Raw genomic sequence first — 26664 nt, 5'->3', positions numbered from 1 at the left:
TGAGTTGGGTTATGATCGGCTTTCGGACTTGCCGATCAAAAGCGGTAGCAGCACCAGCTCCAGGCCGACGAGCACGAGACAGGAGATGGCGAAGACGATGGTGCCGATGGCATTCAGCGACGGATCGATCGCGGCGACGAGCACCGAATATATCGCGACCGGCAGGGTCGGCTGGAAGCCCGAGACGAACCAGGCGATGATGAACTCATCGAAGGAGAAGGTGAAGGCGAGCAGCCAGGCGCCAAGAATTCCGGGCAGGGCAAAGGGCAGCACGATACGGGTGACCGCTTGCCATTGGGTTGCGCCGAGGTCCCAGGCGGCTTCCTCCAGGGAGGCCGGCATTTGCGACAGCCGCAGCTGGATAATGGCGAGCGCCGGCGCGACGATCAACACGACATGGGTCAAAAAAACGGCAAACAGCGTGCCCGAAAGGTGCAAACGCGCAAGAAGCCCGAGAAAGCCGACGCCGAGAATGAGTGGCGGGATGAGGATCGGCAGCGTCACCATGGCTAGAAACGTCGTTTTTCCGCGAAAGGTGAAACGATTGAAGGCATAGGCCGCGAGGAAGGCGATCACAGTTGCAACCGAGGCTGCGGCGGGCGAGACGATCAACGTGTTGCCCAGCGCCTTGATCAGCGTGCCATCGGTGAACAGCTTGTCGTACCATTGCAGCGTCCATCCCTGCAGCGGGAAGCCGGGAAAGCGGTTCTTCTGGAACGAGAAGAGCACGAGTACAACAAGCGGCAGGAACATGAAGGCATAGGCAAGGCCGAGCCACAGCCGGCCGAGCAGGATCCAGGGATTGGCGCGCATCAGCCGATCCTCCGCCGTGCCTTGTCAGCCAGAACGAAGCCGACGGCCAGCGTCAGCACCATGACGGCGATCAGAATGGTTGCGAGCGCCGAAGTGCGAGGCAGATTCGTAGAGCTCGAATAGTCCGACATGATCATGCCAGCATAGGTCGGCAGCTTGCCGATGATGGAGGCACCGGCACCACCGCCGAGCAGATTGCCGGAAAGCGCGTCGCCGAGCGAGACGATAACGGCAAAGCTTGCGGCGGTCATCAGCCCGAATCGTGACAAGGGTAGAATGACGCGGGTAAAGGCCTGCCAGCGGGTGGCGCCCAGTTCCCGTGCCGCCTCGATCAGCACCCGGTCGATGGCAAGGATGCTGACGTAGAGAATAACGATCAGGATCGGCGCCAGGTAATGGATGAGCCCGATGCGGGTGGCCACTTGCGTATAGATGATGTCGATGCGGTACTCGGACAGGCCTACCTGCTTGAGGATCGAGTTGATCACGCCGTTGCGCGACAGGATCGTCTGCCAGGAATAAAGGCGCAGCACATAGCTCGACCAGAAGGGCGCGATTGCAACCAGAAGCGCAAGCCTCTGCCAGCGCGCCGGCACCGCAAAAGCGATCGCAAGCGCCACCACGTAGGAGAAGACGACGGCGAAAACGGCCGTGGTGGCGGCCACCCAAAGAGACTGGACCAGGGCCAGGCCGTAGCGGGAGCGGGAGAAGAAGCTCGCGAAAATCTCCTGATAATTTCCGAGCGAGAGATCGGGAACGGCCTGGAAATTCTCGACCCGCCAGAAACCGATCCACAGAAGAAACACCAGCGGCAGAAGAAAGAGAACGGTCAGCCAGATGGCAAGGGGAGCAAGAAACCACACCTTCAACGGGCTGTCATTTGGTGTCTTCATGTATTTCGAGGATGGTGCACCGGGCACTGTCGTCATACCGTTCCCCTGATTAGTGAGGCATCAGAGGGTGCAAAATACGTGCTGACCGATTGGTTGATCTCGACCGGCAGCACCTGCTGCACGATCATCTTGACCTCGGTGCCGTCAATCAGGTCGAGCAGGTAGACATTGTGGGAGCCCCCATATTCACGCCCGCGTAAGGTGGCCTCGAGCCGATTTTCGCCGCTCGCGCCGGTCGGCGTGCTTGAGAGCCTGTCGGCCTGCACCACCACGACGACCGCGGTGCCGACCGGTGGCGGATCATCGATCGCGACGTTCACTTGGCCATGGGCGCAATGGACGAGCGCCGTTCCCGAACCGATTGCTTGAATACGCCCGGAAAAAAGATTGTTGGTTCCAACGAAGCTGGCGACGAATTCCGTCTTCGGCCGGGCATACATTTCCTCAGGTCCGTCGATCTGTTCGATCCGGCCCTTGTTCATGACCACAACCCGGTCTGCCATGGAGAAGGCCTCAATTTGATTGTGGGTGACGTAGATGAAGGCCATGCCGAGCTGCTGCTGGATGCGGCGCAGCTCACCTTGCATGCGGATTCTCAGATGCGCGTCGAGAGCCGACAGCGGCTCGTCGAGCAACAGGATTTCCGGTTCGGTGACAAGGGCACGGGCAAGTGCTACCCGTTGCTTCTGGCCGCCGGAAAGCTGGCCGATCTTGCGCCCGAGGAAGTCGGAAAGGCCGGTGAGTTCGGCCATCGCCTTCACCTTGCCAGCAACGACCGCCTTATCATGGGGCTTCAACGTCAGGCCGAAGGCGATATTTCCGGCCACGTCGAGATGCGGAAACAACGCGTAGTTCTGCCATACGAGCCGGGTGGAACGCAGGTTGACCGGCACGTCCGAGACATCGTTGCCACGGACATAGAGCTGGCCGGACGTTGCGGTCTCAAGACCGGCCATAATGCGCAGGAGGGTCGTCTTGCCGCAGCCGGAAGGACCCATGATCGCCACGAATTCCCCGCGTCCCACCTTAAGGTTGACCGAGTCCACTGCAACGAAATCGCTGAAGCGCTTGGTGATCGACAGAAGTTCGAGATCGGCGGGGGGAGGGGTCATGGGGCATCCGGGACGATATGGAGCGGCATCCCGGGATATCCGGGACGCTTGGCTTGAACGAAGGGGATCAGGCTGTCTTGAACTCGTTGAAGATATCGATCCAGGCCTGTTCGGGCTGGTTCGTCGGCAGACCACGCGGCATCGAGCGATCGATCAGCGTCTCGACCAGCATCTTGCCGGGGTTCTGCGGGTCCGGGACATAGGAGAGCAGTTTCTTTTGCTCGTCATCCCAGTAGTCGACGATCTTCATGTTCGGGCCGCGTGCTTTGAAAGCCTTCGTATAGACGAGTTTCGACTGGACCTTGGGGGAGGTCATGTACTTGACCCATTCCAATGCGAGGTCCTTGTTCTTCGAGGCCGAGCACACGCAGGCCACTTCCTGCCAGCGGATGCCGCCCTGCTTCGGGATTGTCGATGAGAAGTTGTCGTAGCCTGCAAGCTTCAGATCAATGTCGAGGTCGCCGGTCGGGGAGGCGACGATGTCACCGGCGAGCATTGCCTGCGCGATCGGTTGGTTGGAAGAGCCGAACATACCGATCTGCGGCCGTAGCTTGGTCAGGAACTCCTTGACCTTGGCAAGCTGATCGTCGCTGATCGTGTAAGGGGTCTGGTTGCCGGGATTGATGGCCAGGCTGGCGTTGCCGAGATTTGGCAGATACCAGTCGAACATGCCAATCTTACCTGCATATTTCTGATCGAGCAGCGTGTTCCAGTCGGTCGCCTCTTCTGCCGACATCTCGTCGGTATTGTAGGAAATGCCGTAGAAGGAGAAGCGTGTTGGGATGCCGTAAACCGTGCCGGCTGCCTCCCCTTTGGTCGGGGAAAAATCGCGGAACTTCGGATGATAGTTGGCAAGTTCTGCGAACCCATCGGTCTTGTAAGCATCGATGGCCTTGCTGGCCTTCAGCTTCTGGACATATTCGGCGTCGGAGATGATGGCGTCAAAAGTGCCGGGCGGGGTCTGGGCAAAGAACTGCAGCATCTGCTCGCCGCCAATATAGATTTTGAACTCCACCTTCGTCTTGTAGAGATCTTCGAACTCGCCGATGACGTCGCGCTCTTCATACCCTGGCCAGCACAGTACGCGCAGCGGCTCTGCTGCACGTGCCTGGCGCGAAAAGATCGTGAAGTTGCCGAGCGCAGTCGCCGCAGCGCCGGCGGCCGTCGTTCTCAAAAAGTTGCGTCGAGACAGAGTGGTCGTCGCCGAAGCTGAAGTCTCGCTTTCCAAGGAAGTCTTCTGCGTCATGTTGTTCCCCTGATTGACTTGTGCAATTGCAGTTAAAATAACGCAAAATTTGTGCCAATGCTTAAGTGGCGGAAAAGGCGAGGTAATTTTGTTTCCTTGAGAGAGGTCCCGTTGAGGTGGAGATCAAAAACTGACCATTTGGTCAATTTTTCTCCACTCTCGGTCAAGCTTAATATGAAGGTTGGGGCGCTAGGGCACGGGCCAGGGCGATTACACGTCCCTTGCACCGCTACCAATGCAGGGATGCCAAGGAGGCGTGAGACTGTTTAGACGCGTCATAGGGGGCATGTCACTGCGCTCTGAGGCTGCCCGCAGTGCTCGAATCCCCTGCAAAATGCTGTTCATTTTCGAAGGTTCGAGCCTCGTTGGGCTCGGGATCCAGCCTTGAAAAATCTTGCAGTTTGCGGGCATCTTTCAATTGAGAAGGATCAAGCTTGCGGCGCCCACCAAGCCGGCATGCCCGCCGAGCTGCGCCGGCACAACCGGCACGTCGCGATAGGCCGGCATCGCTCGCTCCTGAATGGTCGCCTCGATCGGTTTGCGAAGCAGATCATAGCCATAGGAAATTCCACCACCCATGACGATGATATCGGGCGAGTAGAGATGGAGCAGATTGGTGAAGCCGATGCCCAGCCAGCGTGCTTCCCTGTCAATCAGCCCAAGTGCTGTTTCGTCACCGCTTCGCGCAGCCTCGACGACATGTCGGCCCGTCACGTCGCCCTCGCGCGACAGCCTTCGCAGCGTCGAGCCGTCGCCTGGCTTTGTTAAAGCGGTGGCACGCCGGCCAAGCGCAGTACCCGACGCTACAGCCTCGAAGCAGCCCACCGCCCCGCAAAGGCATCGATCGCCCTCGCTCGTGATGGTCATATGGCCGATTTCGCCTGCGAGCCCTCGGCGTCCATGCACGATGCGGCCGTCGGAGATCACCCCGCCGCCGATGCCGGTAGACACGGTGACGAAAACCAGCGAGGCCGCGCCGCGGCCGGCCCCGAAATGCCATTCGCCGAGAGCGGCGGCGTTCGCATCGTTCTCCAGCCGCACAGGCAGGTTCAAGCGGTCCTGAAGGCGGCTCGCAAGCGGGACTTCACGCCAGCCCGCCAGGGTTGGTGGTGCGGTAAGGATGCCCGCGACCGGATCGAGCGGGCCAGGCGCTCCGATGCCGATACCAAGCGGCTTGGCGTCGGGAACTTGCGAACAGGTTTTCTGCGCGAGCATCGCGATCTGCTCGATGACCGCATCCGGTCCATCGTTGGCAAGTGTTGGCATGGAGGCGAACGCCAGCAGATTGCCACCGTCACCAACCAGTGCGGCGCGCAGCTCCGTCCCGCCCAGATCGAATGCAAGCGCAATCCTGCTCATCAGAACGGGCTTTCCAAAGCATGCAGCCAAGCAATACGACCTGGCAGATCCTCGTCGCCGAACGCCAGTGATCCGAGCACGACCGTCTCCGCCCCAGCTGCCCGCAACAGCGGAACGGTCTGTTCGCGAATGCCGCCGTCTGCAGCAAGGACAATTGCCTTTTCGCGTCCGGCACGCCTGATCATCGACCGCGCTTCGCCCAGTCGCCCGCAGGCCTTGTCCGAAAGGCTTTGTCCCTTGACGCCGATCGACGTCCCGAGCAGCGTGAAGAAGGCGACCTCGGCGAGGAACGGTTCTGCCTCGGCGACCGGTGTTTCCAGCCGCAGAACGACGCCGGCTTCTGCCCCGAGCCGCTTTGCAAGTTTTATCGCGCGCAAACCGGCTTCGCCGGTCTCGGCATGAACACTGACGAGATCGGCGCCCGCCTCGATGAACTGGCGTGTTTGCTCCTCGACAATCTCGGCTTCGACCATCAGGTGCACATGAATGGGTTTTGCCGTCAGCTTGGCAATGCGGGCGACAAAATCGGGAAAGAACAGAAAGCCAGGCGTGAAACGCGCGTCGGCAACGTCGATATGGTGAAGATCGACATAGGGCTCGATGCGGTGAAGGTCGCGCTCGACGTTGGCAAGATCTGCGGACCAGAGCGAAAATTCGCCGAGCAGTCTGTGCCGGGGCAATGCGGCGATGGCGCCACCCAAGAGAGATTTCGACGTCATGGATGAGCAAGGCTCCGATGTTTGAATTGCGTGTCGAGGAATTGCCGGATGACCGTTTGCACTGCGGCGAAATGCGCTTCGCGAGCGGCTGCCTTTGCAGGCACTTCGAGGAAGTGCGCATCTGGAAGCCTATCGGCCATCAATTGCGCGACGGCGAGAGGGTGAATGGCATCCTGCCGATTGGCGAGGACCAGAGCGGGAATAGCGAGGCTTGCCGCATCCTCTTGCGAAACGCCGGTTCCATCCGAAGCGATGTCGTCCAGTACGTCGGCAAAGGCCAACGCATCCGGGCGTTCGAAATAGCCGAGCAGGGAAGCAAGATTGTCCGGCGCCTCCAGGCGCAGGCGCTCGGCCGTTAGCGAGCTTGCAAAGATCGCCCGGCCTTCGGCAAGCGAACGGGATCGAAGCAGTGCCGCGATTTCGCGGATCGGTTCGAGGTTGTCGGGAGCGCGAGCAAACGACCAGGCCGGCCGTACCAGGATGAGGCCCATGACGCGTTCCCGATGTGTTTTTGCCAGATGCAGCGCGATGGCTGCGCCCATGGAGATGCCGCCGGCGATGAACCGGCCTATACCTTTTTCGTCTGCAGCGGCGATGATGTCGGCTGCAAACATCGCAATCGAGAAGGGGCGCCGCGTGCCGAGCGTCGAACTGCCATGCCCGCGGCACTCAGTCGTGATCCGCCGCCAGTCGAGGCCCTGAGGGAGAACCTCGGCGACCTGCGCCTCGCTGCCTCCGAGCCCGTGTTGAAAGACCAAGGCGTCGCCTGCCCCGCTCTCGTGGAGTGAAAGATCGGCGTCGTCTCGTCTGAAGGTGATGTGCGTCTTCATCGGACCAGATCCGAAAGGTACCTGGCGACGGCGGGTGCTTCCACTGCCGCAAGACCGTGCGCGACGAGCGGACCGTCGAAACCGGTCACGCGCAGACTGTCGACGAAGGCTGGGAAATTGACGATACCCTGACCCACTGTCGCAAAGCGGCCATCGGCGTGGCGATCCTTGGCATGAGCCATCGTAATGTGACCAGCCGAGACATCGACCGCCCTTTCGACGATGTCGGACACTTCGGCCGCCGTTGCCCGCTCGAAGAGATTTGCCGGATCGAGCACGATGCGCAGGCGCTTCGAACCCATCTCCTTGATCAGCCGCACCGCATCAGCGGCAGACGTGACGATGTTTGCCTGTTCCGGCTCGATGCCAAGATAGATGTCGTGCCGCTCGGCAAGTTCCAGCGCCTTTTCCATTTCGGCCGCCATATCGGCCCAGGCAGTTGGAAGCGCGTTGTCCGGATGGCCCATCCATTGATCCTGGGCATTGCGGCTGCCGGTGCAGAGTGTCACCAGCGGAATCTGCAAGGCCGCTGCCGTCTCGATCACGATCGCAAGCTGTTTAAATCCCGTATCGCGCACGGTTTTTCCCGGGTGAGCCATGTTATAGGTCCCTGAAAGCGCCGCCAGCGAAACACCGGTACTTCTGGATGCCGCACCGATCGCGGCAATCGTTTCCGGCGCAACGGCATTTGGCATCGACGGCAGGCCGACACAGGCGAGATTGAACTGCGTCGTCGCAAAGCCATTTTCACGCACGGCCGAAAGCACTCGCTGAGGATCGGTACCGGGAAAGGTCTTTGCAAAGATGCCGAGCTGCATCAGACCGATCCCGTGACGGTTGCAAGTTCCACACGTTGGCCCGTTTCTACCGAGCGGGCGATGGCGACCATGGCGCGGATGGAGGCGATGCCATCGTGGATATTAGCACCTCGCATCGGCGCGCCGTGCAGTACGGTCTCGGCTAGCCCTTCCAGCTGTCTGCGGAAGAAGTGCCCATCGGCTCCCAGCGGCTTGCGCGTCGTGGCGTCCTTTTCGTGGAAGATCTCGACCTCACTCGCCCTCAGGTACCAGGGATTGAAGGTCTTGGCGATCACTGAGCCATTTTCGCCATAAAGGTGGAAGCCTTCATGCCAGTCCATGCGGACCGCGACCGTCAGATCGAGGTGTCCGAGCGCGCCGTTGGCGAATTCGGTTTCCACGAACCAGCAATAGGCGCCGGCACGCTCGAGAAGCCGGGCTCGGACCGCGACGATCCCGCCACACAAAAAACGCGCGGTATCGACGAGATGCGAACCGTGCGCCAGCATGAAATACCGGCGCAGGTCAGCCTTGGGATTTCCGGCGGGTTTCCTGGCGAACTTGCTGGTGATTGGCAGTGGCTGGACTGCGTCGGTGTTTGTGTAGCGGTGGGTGGAGTCGCAGTACCAGGCTTTCAGCGCGAAAATCTCGCCGATGTCGTCACGGACAAAATCCCGTGCAGCCTCCAGTGCCGGGTCGAATCGCTTCATGTGGCCGACCTGCAGCACTTTGCCGGAGCGCTTGACGGCCTCGGCGAGCGCCTGGCCTTCCTCGATCGACACACCTGTGGGCTTTTCGCACAGAACATGCTTTCCAGCATCGAGCGCCTTGATCGACATCGGCACGTGATAGGCGTCTGATGTGGCGATGATGACGGCTTGGAGTTCCGGATCGGCAAGCATTGCGTCATAATCGGAATACATCTTGCGGGGCTCGTATGTCGCGCCCATGCGCGCAAGCAGGTCGGGTGCTGCGTCACAAATTGCATAAAGGTCGGCATTCCTGGCCTTCGCGCAGGACTGGAGATGGGCGAACTGTGCGATCGGGCCGCAGCCGAGCACGCCCACGCGCAGCCGTCGATCTTCCTTGGGGATCATGACTTCTTCCTCAGGCACCATAGCGGCGCATCGTTTCACGGTTCGCCCTGACGGCAGTCGCAGGGTCAGCGGCTGCCGTGTCCGATTCCTCTTCCAGTACCAGCCAGCCATTGAAGCCTGGCGCCGCAGCGACGATGTCGATCACGGCAGGCGTATCGCAGCCCCCCTTGCCAAGCATGGCCCATTTGCCGTTCGCATCGGCATCTTTCAGATGCAGATAGCGGATGCGGTCCTGGTAGGTCCGCAGCGTATCGATCATGTCCGCATGGCCGCGCAGGAGATGGCCGGTATCCGGTACCCAGCCGACGAGGTTCTCGTCGACGAGCGAGAAGATCCGGTCATAATCGCCACGGTCGAACAGCAGCGTGTTGTGGTGCGAGCTGGGATGCAGGGCGATATCCACGCCCGATGCTTTGCCCAGTTCGCCAGCGCGATTGTAGAACTCCGCGGCGATCTCGAATTTCGCCTTGCGTGGTCCTTCAGAGACGACTGTCGCCGAGCCGATCGAAACGAGGGCGCCAGAAAAGACGGCCGCGAAATCTATCCAGCGCTGTGTGGTCCTAAGATCGCTCTCGATTTCTTCCTTGACGGTGAAGCCGCTTTTCGAGCCGATCGCCAAGGCCACGAGGGTCAGGCCATGTTTTTGAAGGCTTTCGGCGAAATCATTGGGACTGTCTGCGTAGTGGCCGATCATCGTGTCGGTAATCTCGATGCCCGCATAGCCGCCCTGGGCAATGGCTTCCAGCAGATCGTCCGGACTGCCATTCCAGTTTTTCCCGAGCATTTCCCAGGTGAACGTCTGGCAGCCAACTTTCAGGTCCCTGATACTCATGCCCTATTCCTTGATATCGTCCCGTCTCGGACCTTCGATGATATGTTGCTGTACCGGGATGATCGGCGCCATTCATGATGGCCGAGATGGTGCGTGAACCTCCACCATGCCAGATGAGATCACCTGCCGCTGCTGCACGATGCTCATTCAAAACGCACCTGCTCGCGAACTCCTTCTCGAGGAAGAACGCGGCTCGCCAAGCGACGTTCTTGCCCGTCTCAATCAATAACCCCTGCCTCGCACGGCGAGCCGCCTGCTGCTGCTGGCTCTCTATTTCCGCATGTTTTATAAAAAATTATCGCGCGTCAAGAAATAAAATGTTCTATAGCGGCTGTCACGGCAGCGATGCCCATCGATTATGGTCGCAGTATCTGAATTGGCGGGGAGGCCAATTTATGAAAGCACATTTGGGAACCAGGCTCGGCATCGGCGTTATCGGCTGCGGCAATATCTCTATGACCTATCTACGCAACGCTGCCCTGTTTGCCGGCATCGAACTGAAGGCATGTGCAGACATCTCATCTGACATGTCGGCGCTGAGGGCGAAGGAATACGGCATCCGGGCAATGGCGGTCGATGCGCTGTTGGCCGATCCCGAAATCGACCTTGTCGTGAACCTCACGATCCCGGCCGTCCATTTCGACGTGACGATGTCGGCGCTTAGTGCGGGCAAGCACGTCTTCACCGAAAAGCCGCTTGCGACGTCGGCTGCCGAGGGTCGTAAGCTTGTGACCGAAGCCAGAAGTCGGGGTCTTTTGCTGGGTTCGGCTCCCGATACATTCCTCGGCGCCGCCGGCCGGCGTGCGCGAAGCCTGATGGATGCAGGGGCGATTGGCCGACCGGTGAGCGGCACCGCCTTCATGTTCGGCCGCGGCATGGAGCATTGGCACCCCAATCCGCAATTCTATTATCAGCCCGGTGGCGGCCCGCTCTTTGACATGGGCCCCTATTATCTGACGATGCTCGTCAATCTACTCGGCCCGGTGAAAAGCGTCATGGCGATGGCGACGAAAGGCCAAGAAGAGCGGCTGATCACCGCTGACGGCCCCTTCAAGAACACCAGCTTCAAGGTCGCGACGCCGACCAACGTGCTCTCGCTTCTTGAGTTTCAGTCGGGTGCGACGGTGAATTTCGGTGCGTCGTGGGATGTCTTTCGCCACTCCAATCATCCGATCGAATTGCACGGCACCGAAGCTTCGTTGCGCTTGCCCGATCCTGATACCTTTGGCGGAAGAGTTTCGCTCTCCGAGCGAGGTGCGGTATGGAAGGATTTCGAAAGCGAGGGCGACCCGTATGGCGCCTCAAACTGGCCCTTTAACGCTCCCGACCGCGCCAATTACCGCATGCTGGGCGTTGCCGATCTCGTCGGCGCGCTTGGCAAGGGCACGGCGCCGCGCGCCTCCGGCGACCTAGCGCTCCATGTTCTCGAGATCATGGAAGCGACCCTGGCGTCCAGCGAGAGCCGCAGCGCGGCTGCGGTTGCAGGCACAGTTGCGCGACCACCGTTGCTCGGCGAAGATGAGGCGCGTAGCCTGCTTGCTTGAGGGAAATGGATGGAACATCAAGTGGATCCCGGCGCTGCACATGTCCTGGCACTCGCTCGCGCTGCCAACCAGTTGCCATTTGAACTCGGGACCGCGAACGAGGCGCGCGCTGCCTATGACGCCGGTTGCCCGACATTGCAGGGCGATCGCGAAGCAGTTGCCGGCATCGAGAACGGGACGATACCTGGGGCGGGCGGCCCGATCCCGCTCCGGATCTATCGCGGCCTGGGCGCTCCGATCGCCAATGCGCCGGCCCTTGTCTACCTTCACGGCGGCGGCTGGGTTGTCGGCACGCTTGAATCCCATGACGAGATCTGCCGGTGGTTTGCAAATATCGGTGCCTGTATTGTATTTTGCCCCGACTATCGGTTGGCACCCGAGCACAAGTTTCCGGCTGGCTTGGAGGACTGCGTATCGACCCTTGCCCATGTGGTGGAGCAGGCAAGTTGGCTTGGTATCGATCCAGATCGGATCGCGGTCGCCGGCGATAGTGCCGGCGGCAATCTGGCCGCTGTCTTATCACTTTTGTCGCGAGATGGCGCTGCTCGGAAGATCTCGGCGCAACTTCTGTTCTATCCCAACACTGACGCAAGGCAGACAGCCGACAGCTATGTCAGGTTTTCGGAAGGATACGGTCTGACCGCCTCGACGATGCGTTGGTTCCGGGATCATTACGTCCGCGATGCCACCGACATCGGCGATTGGCGCATCTCTCCCCTTGTCGTCGAGACTGTCGCGGGTGTGCCGCCGGCCTTCATGGCGATTGCTGGCCACGATATCCTCGCAGACGAAGGGGAGGCCTATGCCCGCCGGCTTGCCGAGGCCGGTATCCCTTTAATCTTGCGGCGTTGGCCCGATCAGATTCATGGCTTCGTTTCCATGGGACGGCACATTTCGGCGTCGCGGCGGGCGGTGGAAGAGGCCGTATCGGGATGGCGCAGCCTTGTCGATCAAGCCGACTGACGCATCATCAATGTCCCGTCGAGTATGATTTTTCGTGCAGTGGCCCCTTCAGAATCATCGGGTTCGTCCAGGATTGAACGCAGCGCCTCGACGCTGCTGCGCGCCATGGCCGTGAAGTCCTGTGCCATTGTCGTCAATGGCGGGCAAGTGTAGCGGCTGAGGGGGTGATCGTCATGGGCGGCGATGCGGAGATCACTGTCGCTCCTGCGGCCGACGCGCAGGCCGCGCGAATGGGCGGCTGCCATCGCGCCGAAGGCGAGGCGATCGTTCGCGCAAAGAATTGTCCTGCCCGGAAGCGTACCGGCCGTGATCATCGCATCGGTCTGCTCATAACCCATATGTTCGAAATTCCAGCCGTAACTCTCAGTGTTGCCAAACACCACCGGTGAAAATCCGAGCGACTCCATCGTGGCGATATAGCTTGCCAGCCGCTCCCCGGAATTGTGATTGACATGGGGAATGTCGAAATAAGCAGGCGGCTCGCCCGATCGACAGAGATAGTCGACAATGGTCGCAACGCTCTGGACGTTGTTGTTGCCAACGAATAGCGTGTTTCCTTCGATGAACGTATCGAAGTAGACAATGGGAATGTTCTCGCGAAGTTTTTCGAAGATGCCAGGATCGGAAGCGAGACCCAAAGGTGCGACGATCGCGCCAGCGGCCTTCAATGACATTAGGGTGTTCACAGCCTCGGCTTCAAGATCCGCAAGGCCGTGGGACGAGATTACGATTGGCCAGTAACCTTCGCCACGGACGAGTAATTCCAGACGGTTGACCATTTCGGCATAGAATGGATCCGTTATGACGGGCACGAGAATGCCAATGTTGCGCGTCCTCTTGCGGTTGAGGTTGCGGGCATAGAGATTGGGGCGGTAGTCGGACGCCGACAGCGCGTCCTCGATGCGTTTGCGCGTCGCCGGCTTTACGCTGCTCGGGCGATCGAAATACCTCGAAAGCGTTGGACGAGAAACGCCGCAGGACCGTGCGAAATCGTCCATGGTTTTGATCGTCATCTTATCCCTTGGCAATTCTGGTTTCTCTGCGCCAAGAAACGTCTGCGTCCGTTGATGTCGCAAAGGCAGTCAGTGTGATGTTTTTCAAACTGCGTTTGTAGCCTGACAAGATCGCATGCGCAAAATTTTTTTGTTACAAAAAGTACAATCGGCAGCAGTAGCCGCTCCCTCTATACATAGCGAACTTCGACCCCTAGTTTGTCCAAACGACTGCGAATCCCCTGCGGCATGCCCGTATCGGTGATGATCAAATCGACCCGCGAAAGCGAGAATGCCTTCGAGGATGCGCCAATATCCCACTTGCTGGAATCCGCCACCAGGATCACGCGCCTCGCCATACGGACCAGATTGCGTTTGGTCCGTGCGATGTCTTCGGAGACATCGACGACATCGAACGAGTGATCGATTGCATGTGCGCCGAGGAACGCCTGGTGAGCAACAAGACCGCCCACGGCCTTGTCGGAATCCGAGACAATCGTGCTGACAGTGCTGGGAAAGACCCGACCGCCAATCATGTGCACGTCCAAGCCTGGCCGATACATCAGATGCTGCGCGATATTCATGGCGGTTGTGGCCACCACGACATTGTTGACCGGTGGCATTTGCATGGCGACCTGCAGCAGAGTCGAGCCGCTGTCAAAGACCACGGATTGGTTGTCGATGATCTGGCGTGCCGCCATCTGAGCGATGCGTCGTTTGGCATCGAAATTGCGGTTCATACGTTCTTCAAAGGCAGCCGCGGGCGAACTGGCCGGCAAAGCTATCGCACCGCCATGTGTCTTGATGAGCTGCTTCTTGGCATCCAGAATTTCCAGGTCGGATCGGATGGTTACTTCGGAGACGCCGAAGTTTTCCGCCAGCTGGCTGGTGCGCGCTTGGCCGGTCCGCTGAAGTTCCAGAATAATCTGATGTCGCCGTTGTTCTGCAAGCATGTGAGAGCCTCGAATTGGCTTGCGAATAGGGTGCCTTGTGCCTTGCCGATCTTTCGAAAATCGAAAGTACGGCATCGTCCATATTATTCAAAGGGCGAGAGAAAAGCCTATGTCAGCCTTTGTCAGCTTCGCAGTCGTAAACTTAAATTAAAACGAAAGAAATCGAAATATTGAGTATTCGTTTATTTTCGAGTTAGGGTCTCCCGCGAGATCGAACCTATAAAGGACGGCATTGCTATGGGCCTTGGAACCAAGATTCGCCTGTCACGGCTGTTTTCTCATCCGTCAGGGCATTTATTCGGTGGCGCCGTCGACCACTTCGTTGGCTATGGCAACGTCCGCGAGGGTGGTCTGGCGGATCTGCCGGGCGCCCTGAAGCGGGTAATGGCCGGAGAGCCGGACTATGTCAGCATTCAGCCTGGAGCTGCGCGTCACTTGTGGGCAGGCTATGCCGGCAAGGCGGCGCTGGTTATTCAAGCCGGCTGCTTTACGCCGGACGATCGAATCCGTCAGTTGATCGCGTCCCCTGAGGATGCGGTACGCTATGGTGCGGATGCTCTGGCCGTGGCCATTCCGGTGCGCGGCAATACCGAAGGCGAATACATTCGCTGGCTTACCGATACCGTCAACGCCGCTGCTCGCTTTGAAATGCCGGTCGTTGCGCATGTCTATCCGCGCGATTATTCAAACGGCGGCAAGATCGTATTCACCCCCGATGAAATCGCCTATGCCGTGCGGATCGGGTTTGAGACCGGGGTCGACGTGATCAAGGTCGGATATACCGGGGACTTCGCTTCATTCCAAGAGACTGTTGCCACGTGTCCGGTTCCCATCGTTATCGCGGGCGGTCCGAGGGCGGATAATCTGCTGGCGGCCCTGACACAGACCTCCGATGCCTTGCGCGCGGGGGCAAAGGGTGCCGTGGTGGGGCGAAACCTGTGGGGGCACGGCGACACGACGATGGCTGCACGCGCCTTCAAGCTGGTCATTCACGGTGGTATGGAGCCGCAAGAGGCGCTCGCGGCCGCGGGCGGTTGACACAGGTGACACGCAACCTTCAGGTTCTGGGCTTTGGGGCCCTGGCGATCGACGATATCATCTATGTCGACGGACCGCTGAGTGCCGGCAAAGGGAAGGTGACAAATCGAACTCAGGACCACGGCGGCAATGTCGCGACGGCCCTCGTTGCAGTCGCAAAACTGGGAGGGCGGGCTGGTTTCGTCGGCTGGTTAAGTGATCAGCCTCTCGCCGATGCCAGCGCCCGCGAGCTCGAGCGGCACGGAGTCGATATATCCTTTGCGCCGCGTCGCCCAGATGCCAGGCCCATACGTTCGGTGATCACGGTCGGATCCGAAGGCGACAGGTTCATTGCCTATGACGATGATGTACCGCACGGAACCTCCGAGGCTGTGACCGATGAGACGCTTGGACAAGCCCAGGTGCTGTTGGTCGACGGCTATGCCGTCCACGCCGAAATGGTTGTTGCCCGCGCCCGTAAGCTGGGCTTAGCGGTGGTGGCAGACATTGAATGGGCGATCGGGCCTGCAACCGGACGATTGATGAGCTTAGCCAATCACCTGGTATTGCCATTGAAATTTGCGCAGACTTATTCCTGCGCAACCGATCCAACATTGATCCTGCACAAGCTGTGGTCTGATGACCGGACCGCAGTCGTTCTGACCGACGGCGAACGGGGGTCCTATATCAGGCAGACGGGAGATGACGTTTTATGGCATGTCCCAGCCTATGAGGTCAAAGCGGTCGACACGACCGGCGCCGGAGATTGTTTTCACGGCGCCTATGCCTTTGCCCTTACACAGAAAAAGCAGCCTGTCGCCTGCGCGCTTTACGCAACTGCCGCAGCGGCGATCGCCGTGACCGGCCCGGGTGGCCGTATGGCGCTGCCAGATCAAAGCGCCTGTCTCGCGTGGCTGGCCAAGGATGATGCGCCCGTGCCCAGACCGATTGCGCCTCCAGGCTGAGAGTTCATTGCACCGGTGCCCTTCAATCGGAAGAGCGCTTGTGCAGATGACGGCTCGCTTCGATCTGCGGTCGCGGCGGGAGGATTGTCCGAAAGATCGGATGGCGATGATAGTAGGGAGGAAGTGCCGTGGCTGTTGTTGTACTGGACAGGATCTGCAAGACATTCGGAACGAAATTCCACGCAATCAAGGATCTTAGCCTGACGATAAATGATGGCGAGTTCCTCATCCTCGTCGGTCCTTCGGGATGCGGAAAATCGACTGCGTTGCGCATGATCGCGGGACTGGAGGAGATCAGCAGCGGAACCCTGAGCATCGGTGGGGAAAATGTCGAGGATCTCGCGCCGAAGGACCGGGATATCGCGATGGTCTTCCAGAACTATGCCCTGTATCCGCATATGACAGTGTTCGACAACATCGCTTTTTCGATGAAGCTTGCTGGCAAAAGCAAGGACGAGCGCACGAAGCGGGTCCATGAAATTGCAAAGACGCTTCAGTTGCATACCCTGCTCGACAGCAAGCCGGCGGCGCTGTCTGGCGGCCAACGCCAGCGGGTCGCCATGGGACGCGCAATGGTGCGCGAACCGGCCGCCTTTCTCATGGACGAGCCCCTTTCAAACCTTGATGCCAAGCTGCGCGTGCAAATGCGGGCCGAAATCGTCAGCCTGCAAAGACAGTTGGGTGTGACGACGATCTATGTAACGCACGATCAGACGGAAGCCTTGACCATGGGGGACCGGGTTGCGGTCTTGAAGGGCGGCGTCCTTCAGCAGGTCGACACGCCCAAGGCATTGTATAATCGCCCGGTCAATGCCTTCGTCGCGGGTTTCATCGGCTCACCGTCCATGAACCTGTTCGAGGGCCGCCTGCAGGACGGCAGGATCAATCTGCCCGCCTTTTCGATACCGGTATCGACGACCGCATTTGCGCGCTCTCCCGCTCTGACGAGGTTTAACGGCAAGACGATCATCTTCGGCATCCGTCCAGAAGACCTTTACGACAGCAGTCTGGAATCTGGATCACGCTACGAGACGATCCCAGCCGCCGTAAGATCGATCGAGGAATTGGGTTCGGAACTGATCGTTCATTTGAATATCGAAGCGGTGCGTATCGACTCCGGCGACCCCGATGCGGTCGAGGATTTGAGCGGTGCGGCAAACGCCGTAGCGAAATTCGAAGCCATCAGCTCGGTGCGGCCGGGCGCGATGATAGATCTGGCCATCGATGCGGCCAAGTTACACTTCTTCGACCCACAAACGCATTTGGCAATCTAGCATGATCGGCGATAGCGGAGCCTCAGTGGGCAGCCGCAAGACAGCATGCTTCTTCTCACCGCAAAGCTCCTCGTTCCGCCACGCCACTTGGCGTGCATAGACCGGCCCAGGGACGCACGCCGTCTTGGATGCAGCCGCAGGTCCGGATCCGTCTGTGCTGTTCCTCGGTAACCCGAGCGCTTCAACCGGCGACCAAGTGGTCGAAGCCTTTTTCAGTTGCGATGTCGACCGGCGCGGAGGAGGCCGCCATAACCCGTTTTTCGTCGATCAACGAGCCTTTCATTTGTTTTCCTTTGGGCGCGGTGCCTTTCATTTGTTTACGAAAGTAAAGAAAAAATGCGACACGAGCAATGTGCTGGTTCGAAAAAAATGTCTCGGGGTCCCTCGCTAAAGCTAAGGTCATTCAACGGGTTATGGGCTTTTTGTTGTTCCCTGCGGGCTGCCGACCTTTGCCGATGACAGTTCTTCATTGACAGCTAGACCCCGAAAGGACCCTACTTTGATCTCGATCGGGAGGATCGAGCAAAATCGTTTCAATGGGAGGGAAACATGAACGTCAGACGATATATCATGGCGGCCCAGTCGGCTGTGGCGGTCTGGACACTATGGGCCACCTGCGCCTTTGCTCAGACCAATCTTGAGTTCATTCAATGGTGGGAGCCCGAAATGCCCGCCGGTGCTTTGCGAAGCATCATGGACGATTTCGAAGCGGCAAACCCCGGCATCAAAGTGACGCTCGTCAGCGGCCCGTATTCCGCCACCCATGATCAGATCGTTGTCGGTGCCGCGTCGGGGACGCTCAGCGATGTCGTTGGCCTCGACGGAGCCTGGGTCAACGGCTTGGCAAAGCAGGGCGCAATCGCTTCGATGGACAGCCTGATGGCTGATGCCAAGTATGATCAAAGCCAGATCGCCGACATTATCAAGGTCAACGGCCAAAGCGTCATGTTCCCGCTTGCTTCGTTCGTCTATCCGGTTTTCGTCAACCTCGATCTGGCAAAGGCTGCCGGCATCGGCAAGACGCCGGCCAACCGGACAGAATTCGCCGATGCTGCGAAAAAGATGACCAATGCGGACAAGAACCAGTACGGGTGGGTGCTACCGCTTTCGTTGCAAAATCCCGGCGGTATCCAGAATGACGTGATGTCCTGGGTCTGGGCATCCGGAGCGTCCATGCTGAAGGATGGCAGGCCCGATCTGGAAAACCCCTCCGTGGTCGGGACACTTGAATATATCAAGTCGCTGCAGGACGCCGGCGTCATCGCGCCTGGTATTTTTGCCAAGAAGGAGCAGGACAAGGTCGAAGAATTCGTCAATGGCCGCGTGGGCATGATGATCGATTCACTCGCTCACATCAACCTCATCCGCCAGCGTAACCCCGATCTCAAGTTTGGCATCTCGGCCCTTCCAGCAGTCGACGGCTATAGCGGCAAACGCGGGTTGCCCTATGCTTCATGGGGTATCGGCATCAGCGACAAAAGCGAGCACAAGAAGGAGGCCTGGAAGCTCGTTGAATATCTGATGAGCCCCGAAGTGAACAGCCGCCTCGTATCGGTCGCCAATGCCTTCCCGGGCAATATTCACGCCAAACCCGACTTCTCGAAATCGGACCCGCTGTTTGAAGAAGCCTTCAAGATATTCCAAAGCGGGAAGCTGGCCAACGAATTCGTCGGACTGCCGGTAGCCGAAGATCTCATGCGGCAGATGAACGTCGAAGTTCAAAAGATGTTCGACGGCCAGCAAACCGCGAAGGAGGCGGCCGCCAACACGCAAAAGCAGTGGCTGGTCGAGTTCGAAAAGTAGGGTCTTTACCGGCAATCATCGGCAGCGTGATAGCATTTGTCGCGCTGCCGCTGCATCAGGAAGAATTGATGCGTTTCACGATAGGCGGAAATCACATCTCATGAGCCTCGCCACAGGGACTATCATCCGGACGCAAGCGAAAACGCGCAAGCGTGGCATGCTGTCTTACAAAACGAGAAAGAGGCTTGTTGCCTACTTCTATGTTGCTCCGGCGACGTTTCTGTTCTGCCTGCTGATGCTGTTTCCCATGATCACCGTCTTACGCTATTCTCTGATGGACGGCGCGATCACGAAAAAGGACACGGCTTTCGTCGGATTGCAGAACTATGTGACGATCTTCAAAGATCCGGTTTTCTGGCAGTCGGTCGGGCACACGCTCTACTTCACTGTGATGAGCGTCATCTTTCATCTTCTGATCGGTCTTGCCTTTGCCCTTTTGCTAAACAGCCAACGTGTCGACCCGTTGATCAGAAGCATCCTGCGGGTTCTTTACATTTTGCCGTGGCTCTTCACGGCGGTGATCATCGCCATCATCTGGCGATTGCTCCTGGATCCCAATGGAGTCATCAACAGCATCCTGATGACGTTGCACATCATCAACTTCAAGGTCGAGTGGTTCTCTTCGACGAAAACCGCGCTGCATGCTTTGACCTTTGCGAATATCTGGGCGGGATACCCGCTCTATATGGTGAGCCTTCTCGCCGGTCTTCAGGGCATACCCAAGGATCTCTACGAGGCAGCCGGCATTGATGGCGCTAACGAGTTCCAAAAATTCCGCTACATCACGATCCCGCAACTGATGCCCATCATCATCAGCATCGCCCTGCTGGACTTCATCTGGACAATGCAGGTCTTTCCCCTCGTGTGGATGACGACGGGGGGTGGTCCGATCTACTCGACCGAGGTGCTTAGCACCTACACCTATAAACTCGCATTTTCGAGTTACGAATTTTCCCGTGCCTCGGCGAGCGCAATCGTCATTTTGATGATCTCGATGGGCGCCACGTACTTCTACATCAAACATCAGAAGGCCAGGTGACCGGCAATGGCAAAGCGTTCCCTCAGTCGCACAATACTACCCACGCTGCTGACATATCTCGGACTTGCGGTTGGCCTGGTCTTCGCGGGCTTTCCGATCCTTTGGATGTTCTTCACTTCGTTGAAATCAAACACTGAGATCTTTGCCCTGCCGCCGCGGCTGCTGCCCAATGATTTCACGAACGTCGCCTATCTTTCGATCTTCAACGACCCGGCCAAGGTTCGTTTCTTCCTCAATAGCTATCTCGTCGCCGGAGTGGTAACGCTTCTGACCTTGCTGATCACCATCCTGACGGCCTATGGCTTCAGCCGCTATTCATTTCGGTTCAAGAATACGCTGAACGTGTTCATCATCAGTACGCAGACGGTTCCGCCCATCACGCTTTTGATCCCCTATTTCGGCATGGTCGTCGCCTTCGGCATTTTCAACACCTATTTTGCGCTGATTTTGACCTACATGGTCTTCACGCTGCCTTATGCGATCCTTCTCATGACCGGCTACCTCAATACCCTGCCAAGGGAGCTCGATGAGGCGGTGCTCGTCGATGGTGGGTCAAGCTGGACGGCGCTGTGGCGCGTGATCATCCCACTGTCAGTGCCTGGCATCGTCGCGACCGCGGTCTATACATTTCTGCTGGCATGGAACGAATTTCTCTTTGCTCTGACTTTGACGAAGTCGATGGATATGCGGACTGTTCCCATTGGCATCGAGTTGCTCATGGGCCAACACGCCTTTGAATGGAACGAGATGATGGCTATGAGCGTGCTGGGATCGCTCCCGCTTTTGCTCTTGTATCTGATCGCCCAGCGCTATTTCCTCGCTGGCATGGCAGCCGGGTCGGTAAAGAGCTGAGCAGGCGCGTTTAAGTGCGGTATCGATGGCAGGTGGTAGCGCTGCCCGAAAAAATTTCGCGATCCGAACATCGTCATTAAAACCGAGTGGGCAAGCCCGAACTGATCCGCATTCGCTTGCTGTTATCAGCGTGCCGAGTTGGGCTGGCGATCAGAAACCCTTTTCCGTTGTGACCTCATCACGGGTGGCACACCGGCTAATTCCGAGTGGGATTCAAATTCATTCTTGCCCTCGACGGAGCGAGCCATCCTGGCATTGGAACAATAGCTGAGCGTTTTCAAAGCCTCTATTCCCCTCGGGCCTGCGGCCCTCGTCCTGCGACCGCCCCAGCCGCGATGGTCAGAACGAACTCGTCGAGCTCGCGTTCCAGCCGATCGGACGGCAGGCCGACGAAGCGCGCTTCCAGGCTGATGCTGATCACCCCATGCACCGCCCCGAACAAGGTGCGAGCACGAATTGCTCTATCTTCCGCAGGCATATCCGGTTGCAGTTCCGCGAGGGGCTCAGCGATCACATCCATCAAGAACAGATGTTCATCGAGATGCCATTGGGGCGTGGGACTGCTTTCTGGCGGATGGTGGTCGAACAGTGCCTTCCACAGATTGCGATGGGCAAGCGCAAACCTGAGATATCCCTGTGCCAGATTGCGCAGTCGATCTGTTGGCGTACGGTTCTTGACTTCTGTGAGAGCCAGCGATTCCTCCAGAGCTTTAAGCGTTGAGGAATTGACCTGAATAATGAGCTCGTTGAGGTCGGCAAAGACCGTATAAAGACCTCCCAACGCACAACCGGCCTCCTGCGTGACGTCGCGCGCCCGCAGGTTTGCCAGCCCTTCATCGGCTATCCTGTTGCGTGCGGCATCGATCAACCGGGCCTTCAGGTCTTCGCGTTTTTCTTCTCTTCGACTGGCCATTAACCACTCCAGTTTCATCTTTGAACATTGTTCAAGAAAAAGCTTGAACAATGTTCACGACTGTGGCAAAACTCTTTCGTGAACAACGTTCATAGATGGGAGACCTGAAATGTTCAACCTGATTGTCACATTGCTACGGGGCAGGGCGCATGACGCCGAACGTGCTCTTGCCGAGCGTAACGCCTTACCTCTGCTTAGTCAGCAAATTCGCGATGCCGCCCACGCCATCCAGTCTGCCCGCCGCGCTGTGGCGGTGGCAATTGCACAAGATGAGCAGGAAAAGAGCCACTACACCATGATCCAGTCCCGGATCAAAGATCTTGAAACACGCACTCTTGCCGCATTGGAAAAGGGCAGTGAGGCACTTGCCCGCGAAGCGGCCGCCACGATCGCCTGTCTCGAAGCCGAGCGGGATGCGTCGGAAAAGGCCCAAGCCCAGTTCACGACGGCGATTGCCAAGCTCAAGGGGGTCGTTCGTACCGCTGAAGGGCGATTGCAGGATCTGCAGCGTGGCGAGCGGCTGGCCCGAGCAACCGAACAAGCCCAGAAGCTTGATCGTGCCGCTGCCGGATCTGGTCTTGCTACACTCGATGGGGCCGAGGAGACCCTTACCCGCCTTCGCGCTCGCCAAAGCCAGAACGATACCATTGCCTCCGTGCTCAAGGAGATGGACTGCGCGCCCGGCTCTGCCGGGATCATCGAGAAGCTTGCGAATGCCGGCTGCGGTGCGCCGCTGCGCTCATCGGCTGATGATATCTTGGCAAAGCTGCGGACGCGGATCAACAACGCTGCCTAAAAATGTATGTCGAACAAAAGGACCACGAAGATGAACGACAGTTTCCAGAAGCATTCCTCCAGCTGGGTCAGCTTTTCATACATCTCCTTCGGCACGGCAGCTTTCATGCTTGCAGCCGGCCTTTACATGATGCCGCTCGACCTCTGGGGAAAAGGCTATCTCGCCATGGGCATACTGATGCTGGTGCAAACGACGGTGAACATCACCAAGACGCTGCGCGATAACGCCGAGTCGGAGAAGTTGATCCGCAAGATCGAGGACGCCAAGACAGAAAAGCTCCTCGTCAACTTCAATCGTGGCGGCGAAAGCTAAGACTTCTTAACCACACCACAGAGTTGTTGCTGTCTGAAACTATTGCGTAACAACGCTGTGGCTTTCTCTTGCGATCCAACAGGGGACCGCCATGCACGGCAATCTTATGACATCGAGGAAGTTCGCGCCGTTATTCTGGACGCAGTTTCTCTCGGCCTTCAACGACAATTTCCTGAAGCAGACGCTTATCTTCCTGATCCTTGCGCAGATGGCGGCCGAGGGAGCTTGGCTCGTGACGTTCGCCGGCGGAATTTTTATCATTCCGTTCCTGCTGCTTTCGGCGCTGGGCGGTGAGCTTGCCGACAGATATGACAAGGCGAAAATGGCCGAAATCCTCAAGCGTTGCGAGATCGCAGTCGCGGCGACCTCCGTCCTAGGTATCGCGGTGTCGTCGATCTCGATCCTTATGCTGGCTCTTTTCGGCTTCGGTGTCATCTCGTCGCTTTTCGGACCGATTAAGTACGGCATTCTTCCCGATCATCTCGAACGCAAGGACCTGCCAAAGGCGAACGCCTGGATCGAGGGCGGCACGTTCATCGCCATCTTGGCCGGAACGATCGTAGCAGCGCTTGCCTTCACGAACGGCGAGAACGTCTGGGTGTTCGGACCGATGATGATGGGGCTTTCGGTGCTTTGCTGGTTGGCCGCTCGCCTGATCCCCGCCACGGGTTCAAAAGCGCCCGATCTCGTTATCGACAGAAATGTCTTCCGCTCGAGCGTCACACTTGTCAATGAGCTGCGGGAAGACGAGCGAATCTGGCGCTCGGCGCTGATGAACTGCTGGTTCTGGTTCGTGGGCGCATTCGTCATGTCGATGCTGCCCTTCATTGTGACGGAGATCCTTGGTGGTTCGGAGATCGTCGTACCTGCCTATCTCGCCGTTTTCGCGATCTCCATTGCGATCGGTTCAGCGATCGCCGGCTGGATGTCGGCAGGTCGCGTCGTCTTGCTGCCGGCGCCAGTCGGCACCGTCATCGTTGCACTCTTCGGAATAGATCTCGCTTGGAACCTGTGGGGCCTGCAATCCGCCTCTCATGCTGAGACCATATCCGCCTTCTTTGCCGAACCAAAGACGATGCGTGTGGCGGTCGACCTCGCCGGTATGGCCATTGGAGGAGCTTTCATGGCCGTGCCGACGTTTGCGGCGATGCAGGCCTGGGCAAACCAGGCCCGCCGTGCCCGCGTGATTGGAGCTGCGAACGTTCTGTCGGCGTTGTTCATCACGACCGGCCTTGCGCTGGTCGCAATCTTGCAAGCCGTCGGTGTCTCCGTTGCGATGATCATTCTCGGTCTTTCGGTCATCAATGCCGGCGTTGCCTGGATCATGTTGAAGACGCTGCCCACCAATCCGTTGCGTGATTTCATTTCCATACTGTTCCGTGCCTTCCTGCGCCTTGAGGTGGAAGGTCTGGAGAATATCAAGAAGGCTGGCCAGGCACCGATCATCGCGCTCAATCATGTGAGCTTTCTTGATGGAGCTCTGGCGCTTGCAATAACCGAGGAAGAGCCCGTTTTCGCCGTCGACTACAAGATCGCTCAGGCTTGGTGGGCTCGCCCTTTCCTGAAGATGTGCAAATTCCTTCCGCTCGATCCGACAAAGCCGATGGCGACACGTTCGCTCATCAAGCTTGTCAACGACGGCAATGCGATCGGCATCTTTCCGGAGGGTCGCCTGACAGTGACCGGGGCGCTGATGAAGGTCTATGACGGCGCAGCAATGGTTGCCGACAAGACGGGATCGATGATCGTGCCGGTCCGTATCGATGGGCTTGAGAAGAGCTACTTCTCGCGCCTTTCGGCTGGCCAGGTGCGCCGTCGCATCTTTCCCAAGGTCAAAGTGACGATCCTTGAGCCGGTCAAGCTCGACGTTCCTGACCACATCAAGGGCCGCAAGCGCCGTATTGCCGCCGGCGCTGCCCTGTACCAGGTCATGTCGATGTTGATGTTCCGCACGACGAACACCAATCTGACGGTCCTGGACCGCATCATCGAGACGGCTTTGGAAGGAGGTGGGGGAAAGCTTGCAGTCGAGGATCCGATGAGCGGCCAGCTGTCCTATGCTAAGCTTCTCACCGCCGCTGCGGTTCTGGGTGCCAAGTTCAAGGCGTTGTTGCCCGATGAACAGACGCTTGGCGTCCTGCTTCCAAACGCCAACGGCACAGCTGCGACAGTTTTGGCTGTGATGTCGGCGGGCAAAGTTCCGGCGATGCTGAATTTCACCGCCGGCGCCGCCAATGTCTTGTCAGCGTGCAGGGCAGCAGAGGTCAAGCAAATCCTCTCCTCACGTGCCTTTATCGAACAGGCCAAGCTTGGTCCGGTGGTCGCCGAGCTGGAAAAAGAGATGAGGATCGTCTGGCTCGACGAACTTCGAACGACAGTTACCGTCGTCGACAAAGTTCGCGGCTTCCTCAACAGATACAAGCCGCTGATCAAGCGCAGGGCCGATGACACCGCCGTGATCCTTTTCACATCTGGTTCGGAGGGAACACCGAAGGGTGTCGTTCTCACCCACCGCAACATTCTGTCAAACGCCGCCCAGGCTGCCGCGCGCATCGACTTCCATTCCGGGGACAAAGTCTTCAATATCTTGCCGGTGTTTCATTCCTTCGGTCTGACGGCGGGAACCGTTCTGCCTTTGATCTCGGGCGTGCCGGTATATTTCTATCCTTCGCCGCTTCACTACCGCGTCGTGCCGGAACTGATCTACACTTCCAACGCGACGATCGTCTTCGGGACCGATACTTTCCTGAACGGCTATGCCCGAACTGCGCACCCCTATGACTTCCGATCGATCCGCTACATCTTTTCGGGTGCCGAGCCGGTCAAACCATCCACCCGCGAAACCTATATGGAAAAGTTCGGCCTGCGTATCCTCGAAGGCTACGGTGTTACCGAAACGGCGCCCGTGATCTCCCTCAATACTCCAATGTTCAACCGCTCAGGCACCGTCGGCAAGATCATGCCGGGCATGCAGTGGAAGCTCGAGCCGGTTGCGGGCATCGATGAGGGTGGTCGCCTTTTCATCCGCGGCGCCAACGTCATGGCCGGCTATCTGCGCGCTGAAAACCCTGGCGTGATCGAGTCGCTCCCGGATGGCTGGCATGACACCGGTGACATTGTCACCATCGACGAAGATGGCTTTGTCACCATCCGCGGCCGTGCCAAGCGCTTTGCCAAGATCGGCGGCGAGATGATTTCGCTGGCTGCCGTCGAAGCACTTGCCGGCCAGTTATGGGCCGGTGCCCTATCGGTCGTTTCATCTGTTCCGGATGCAAAGAAGGGTGAGCGACTGGTGCTGCTGACAGATGCCCCAAACGCTACTCGCGCCGAATTCGCTGCCTTTGTCAAATCCAGGGGAGCCATGGATATGATGGTTCCGGCGGAAATCAAGATCGGCAAAGTACCGGTGCTAGGTTCGGGAAAGGTGGATTTCGTTGCAGCAAGCAAGATTGTCCAAAATTTGCAGCCCCCGCAGCACGCTGCGTAAGCGATGGGTGGTCGCACGACTGGGCATCGACGGTGCCAGACCGAGCGCCTGCAGGC

25 protein-coding genes are annotated in these 26664 nt (G+C 58.5%); 11 read left to right on the top strand and 14 right to left on the bottom strand.

All coding sequences use genetic code 11. The features are described 5' to 3' along the window. Positions 1–9: 9 nt before the first annotated feature. From AM571_RS33450 to AM571_RS33405, 10 genes are all read right to left on the bottom strand, one after another. The gene (locus tag AM571_RS33450) at positions 10–813 is read right to left on the bottom strand and encodes an ABC transporter permease (RefSeq protein ID WP_074065206.1); all 804 of its coding nucleotides are present in this window, start codon (positions 811–813) and stop codon (positions 10–12) included. Continuing rightward, the gene (locus AM571_RS33445) at positions 813–1742 is read right to left on the bottom strand and encodes an ABC transporter permease (RefSeq protein ID WP_132659782.1); all 930 of its coding nucleotides are present in this window, start codon (positions 1740–1742) and stop codon (positions 813–815) included. Before AM571_RS33445 ends, AM571_RS33450 begins: the two co-directional genes overlap by 1 nt. After that, positions 1739–2818, bottom strand: coding sequence for an ABC transporter ATP-binding protein (locus tag AM571_RS33440; protein ID WP_074065204.1), 1080 nt, complete (start codon positions 2816–2818; stop codon positions 1739–1741). Before AM571_RS33440 ends, AM571_RS33445 begins: the two co-directional genes overlap by 4 nt. Positions 2819–2885: 67 nt before the next feature. Next, positions 2886–4064, bottom strand: a complete 1179-nt coding sequence (locus AM571_RS33435; RefSeq protein ID WP_074065203.1) for an ABC transporter substrate-binding protein — start codon at positions 4062–4064, stop codon at positions 2886–2888. A 414-nt stretch (positions 4065–4478) separates the two neighbouring features. Further along, positions 4479–5423 carry an ROK family protein gene (locus AM571_RS33430; protein ID WP_074065202.1) on the bottom strand — a complete coding sequence of 315 codons (945 nt, stop codon included), beginning with the start codon at positions 5421–5423 and terminating at the stop codon, positions 4479–4481. Then, the gene (locus AM571_RS33425; protein WP_074065201.1) at positions 5423–6142 is read right to left on the bottom strand and encodes a ribulose-phosphate 3-epimerase; all 720 of its coding nucleotides are present in this window, start codon (positions 6140–6142) and stop codon (positions 5423–5425) included. Before AM571_RS33425 ends, AM571_RS33430 begins: the two co-directional genes overlap by 1 nt. Continuing rightward, positions 6139–6972 carry an alpha/beta fold hydrolase gene (locus tag AM571_RS33420; RefSeq protein ID WP_074065200.1) on the bottom strand — a complete coding sequence of 278 codons (834 nt, stop codon included), beginning with the start codon at positions 6970–6972 and terminating at the stop codon, positions 6139–6141. The genes AM571_RS33425 and AM571_RS33420 overlap by 4 nt, the downstream gene beginning before the upstream one ends. Then, complete coding sequence (locus AM571_RS33415; protein ID WP_074065199.1) at positions 6969–7790, bottom strand: sugar phosphate isomerase/epimerase family protein; 822 nt, start codon at positions 7788–7790, stop codon at positions 6969–6971. The genes AM571_RS33420 and AM571_RS33415 overlap by 4 nt, the downstream gene beginning before the upstream one ends. Continuing rightward, positions 7790–8866, bottom strand: coding sequence for a Gfo/Idh/MocA family protein (locus AM571_RS33410; protein ID WP_074065731.1), 1077 nt, complete (start codon positions 8864–8866; stop codon positions 7790–7792). The genes AM571_RS33415 and AM571_RS33410 overlap by 1 nt, the downstream gene beginning before the upstream one ends. A 10-nt stretch (positions 8867–8876) precedes the next feature. Then, positions 8877–9698, bottom strand: a complete 822-nt coding sequence (locus AM571_RS33405; RefSeq protein ID WP_074065198.1) for a sugar phosphate isomerase/epimerase family protein — start codon at positions 9696–9698, stop codon at positions 8877–8879. A 395-nt stretch (positions 9699–10093) separates the two neighbouring features. On the opposite strand from AM571_RS33405, the gene AM571_RS33400 reads away from it, so the two are divergent. Continuing rightward, positions 10094–11242 (top strand): Gfo/Idh/MocA family protein, encoded by a 1149-nt coding sequence (locus AM571_RS33400; protein ID WP_074065197.1) that lies wholly within the window; start codon positions 10094–10096, stop codon positions 11240–11242. Between the two features lie 9 nt (positions 11243–11251). Beyond that, positions 11252–12205: an alpha/beta hydrolase gene (locus AM571_RS33395; protein WP_074065196.1), complete on the top strand. Its 954-nt coding sequence runs from the start codon at positions 11252–11254 to the stop codon at positions 12203–12205. On the opposite strand, the gene AM571_RS33390 is transcribed toward AM571_RS33395, so the two are convergent. Further along, positions 12193–13218, bottom strand: coding sequence for a LacI family DNA-binding transcriptional regulator (locus tag AM571_RS33390; protein WP_074065195.1), 1026 nt, complete (start codon positions 13216–13218; stop codon positions 12193–12195). The genes AM571_RS33395 and AM571_RS33390 overlap by 13 nt on opposite strands. 170 nt (positions 13219–13388) lie before the next feature. Continuing rightward, the gene (locus AM571_RS33385) at positions 13389–14150 is read right to left on the bottom strand and encodes a DeoR/GlpR family DNA-binding transcription regulator (protein ID WP_074065194.1); all 762 of its coding nucleotides are present in this window, start codon (positions 14148–14150) and stop codon (positions 13389–13391) included. A 237-nt stretch (positions 14151–14387) separates the two neighbouring features. On the opposite strand from AM571_RS33385, the gene AM571_RS33380 reads away from it, so the two are divergent. The 3 genes from AM571_RS33380 to AM571_RS33370 all read left to right on the top strand — a co-directional run bounded on the left by AM571_RS33380 (position 14388) and on the right by AM571_RS33370 (position 17406). Further along, entirely contained in the window at positions 14388–15188 is an 801-nt protein-coding gene (locus tag AM571_RS33380; protein ID WP_074065193.1) for a class I fructose-bisphosphate aldolase, read from the top strand. A gap of 5 nt (positions 15189–15193) precedes the next feature. Then, on the top strand, positions 15194–16132 hold the full coding sequence (locus AM571_RS33375) for a PfkB family carbohydrate kinase (protein ID WP_074065730.1): 939 nt from the start codon (positions 15194–15196) through the stop codon (positions 16130–16132). A gap of 128 nt (positions 16133–16260) precedes the next feature. Next, positions 16261–17406, top strand: a complete 1146-nt coding sequence (locus AM571_RS33370; RefSeq protein ID WP_074065192.1) for an ABC transporter ATP-binding protein — start codon at positions 16261–16263, stop codon at positions 17404–17406. Between the two features lie 181 nt (positions 17407–17587). On the opposite strand, the gene AM571_RS36755 is transcribed toward AM571_RS33370, so the two are convergent. Further along, positions 17588–17809 (bottom strand): hypothetical protein, encoded by a 222-nt coding sequence (locus AM571_RS36755; RefSeq protein ID WP_132551844.1) that lies wholly within the window; start codon positions 17807–17809, stop codon positions 17588–17590. 146 nt (positions 17810–17955) lie between these two features. Here AM571_RS36755 and AM571_RS33365 point away from each other — a divergent pair, with 146 nt between their 5' ends. The 3 genes from AM571_RS33365 to AM571_RS33355 all read left to right on the top strand — a co-directional run bounded on the left by AM571_RS33365 (position 17956) and on the right by AM571_RS33355 (position 21100). After that, on the top strand, positions 17956–19209 hold the full coding sequence (locus AM571_RS33365; RefSeq protein WP_074065191.1) for an ABC transporter substrate-binding protein: 1254 nt from the start codon (positions 17956–17958) through the stop codon (positions 19207–19209). Between the two features lie 157 nt (positions 19210–19366). Further along, positions 19367–20248, top strand: a complete 882-nt coding sequence (locus tag AM571_RS33360) for a carbohydrate ABC transporter permease (protein ID WP_420493410.1) — start codon at positions 19367–19369, stop codon at positions 20246–20248. 6 nt (positions 20249–20254) lie between these two features. Then, on the top strand, positions 20255–21100 hold the full coding sequence (locus tag AM571_RS33355) for a carbohydrate ABC transporter permease (RefSeq protein ID WP_074065189.1): 846 nt from the start codon (positions 20255–20257) through the stop codon (positions 21098–21100). A 286-nt stretch (positions 21101–21386) separates the two neighbouring features. Here AM571_RS33355 and AM571_RS33350 read toward each other — a convergent pair whose 3' ends face one another. After that, positions 21387–22013, bottom strand: a complete 627-nt coding sequence (locus tag AM571_RS33350) for a TetR/AcrR family transcriptional regulator (protein WP_074065188.1) — start codon at positions 22011–22013, stop codon at positions 21387–21389. A gap of 109 nt (positions 22014–22122) precedes the next feature. Between AM571_RS33350 and AM571_RS33345 the strand changes: the two genes are divergently transcribed. From AM571_RS33345 to AM571_RS33335, 3 genes are all read left to right on the top strand, one after another. Next, complete coding sequence (locus AM571_RS33345) at positions 22123–22809, top strand: PspA/IM30 family protein (RefSeq protein WP_074065187.1); 687 nt, start codon at positions 22123–22125, stop codon at positions 22807–22809. 30 nt (positions 22810–22839) lie between these two features. Further along, positions 22840–23121 (top strand): YiaA/YiaB family inner membrane protein, encoded by a 282-nt coding sequence (locus AM571_RS33340; protein WP_074065729.1) that lies wholly within the window; start codon positions 22840–22842, stop codon positions 23119–23121. 91 nt (positions 23122–23212) lie between these two features. Further along, positions 23213–26608, top strand: coding sequence for an acyl-[ACP]--phospholipid O-acyltransferase (locus AM571_RS33335; RefSeq protein ID WP_074065186.1), 3396 nt, complete (start codon positions 23213–23215; stop codon positions 26606–26608). Positions 26609–26664: the final 56 nt, after the last annotated feature.

Source organism: Rhizobium etli 8C-3, from assembly GCF_001908375.1.
Classification (GTDB): Bacteria; Pseudomonadota; Alphaproteobacteria; order Rhizobiales; family Rhizobiaceae; genus Rhizobium; species Rhizobium etli_B.
The sequence above is the reverse complement of the archived record's forward strand: the minus strand, read 5'-3'. Positions and strand labels throughout refer to the sequence as shown.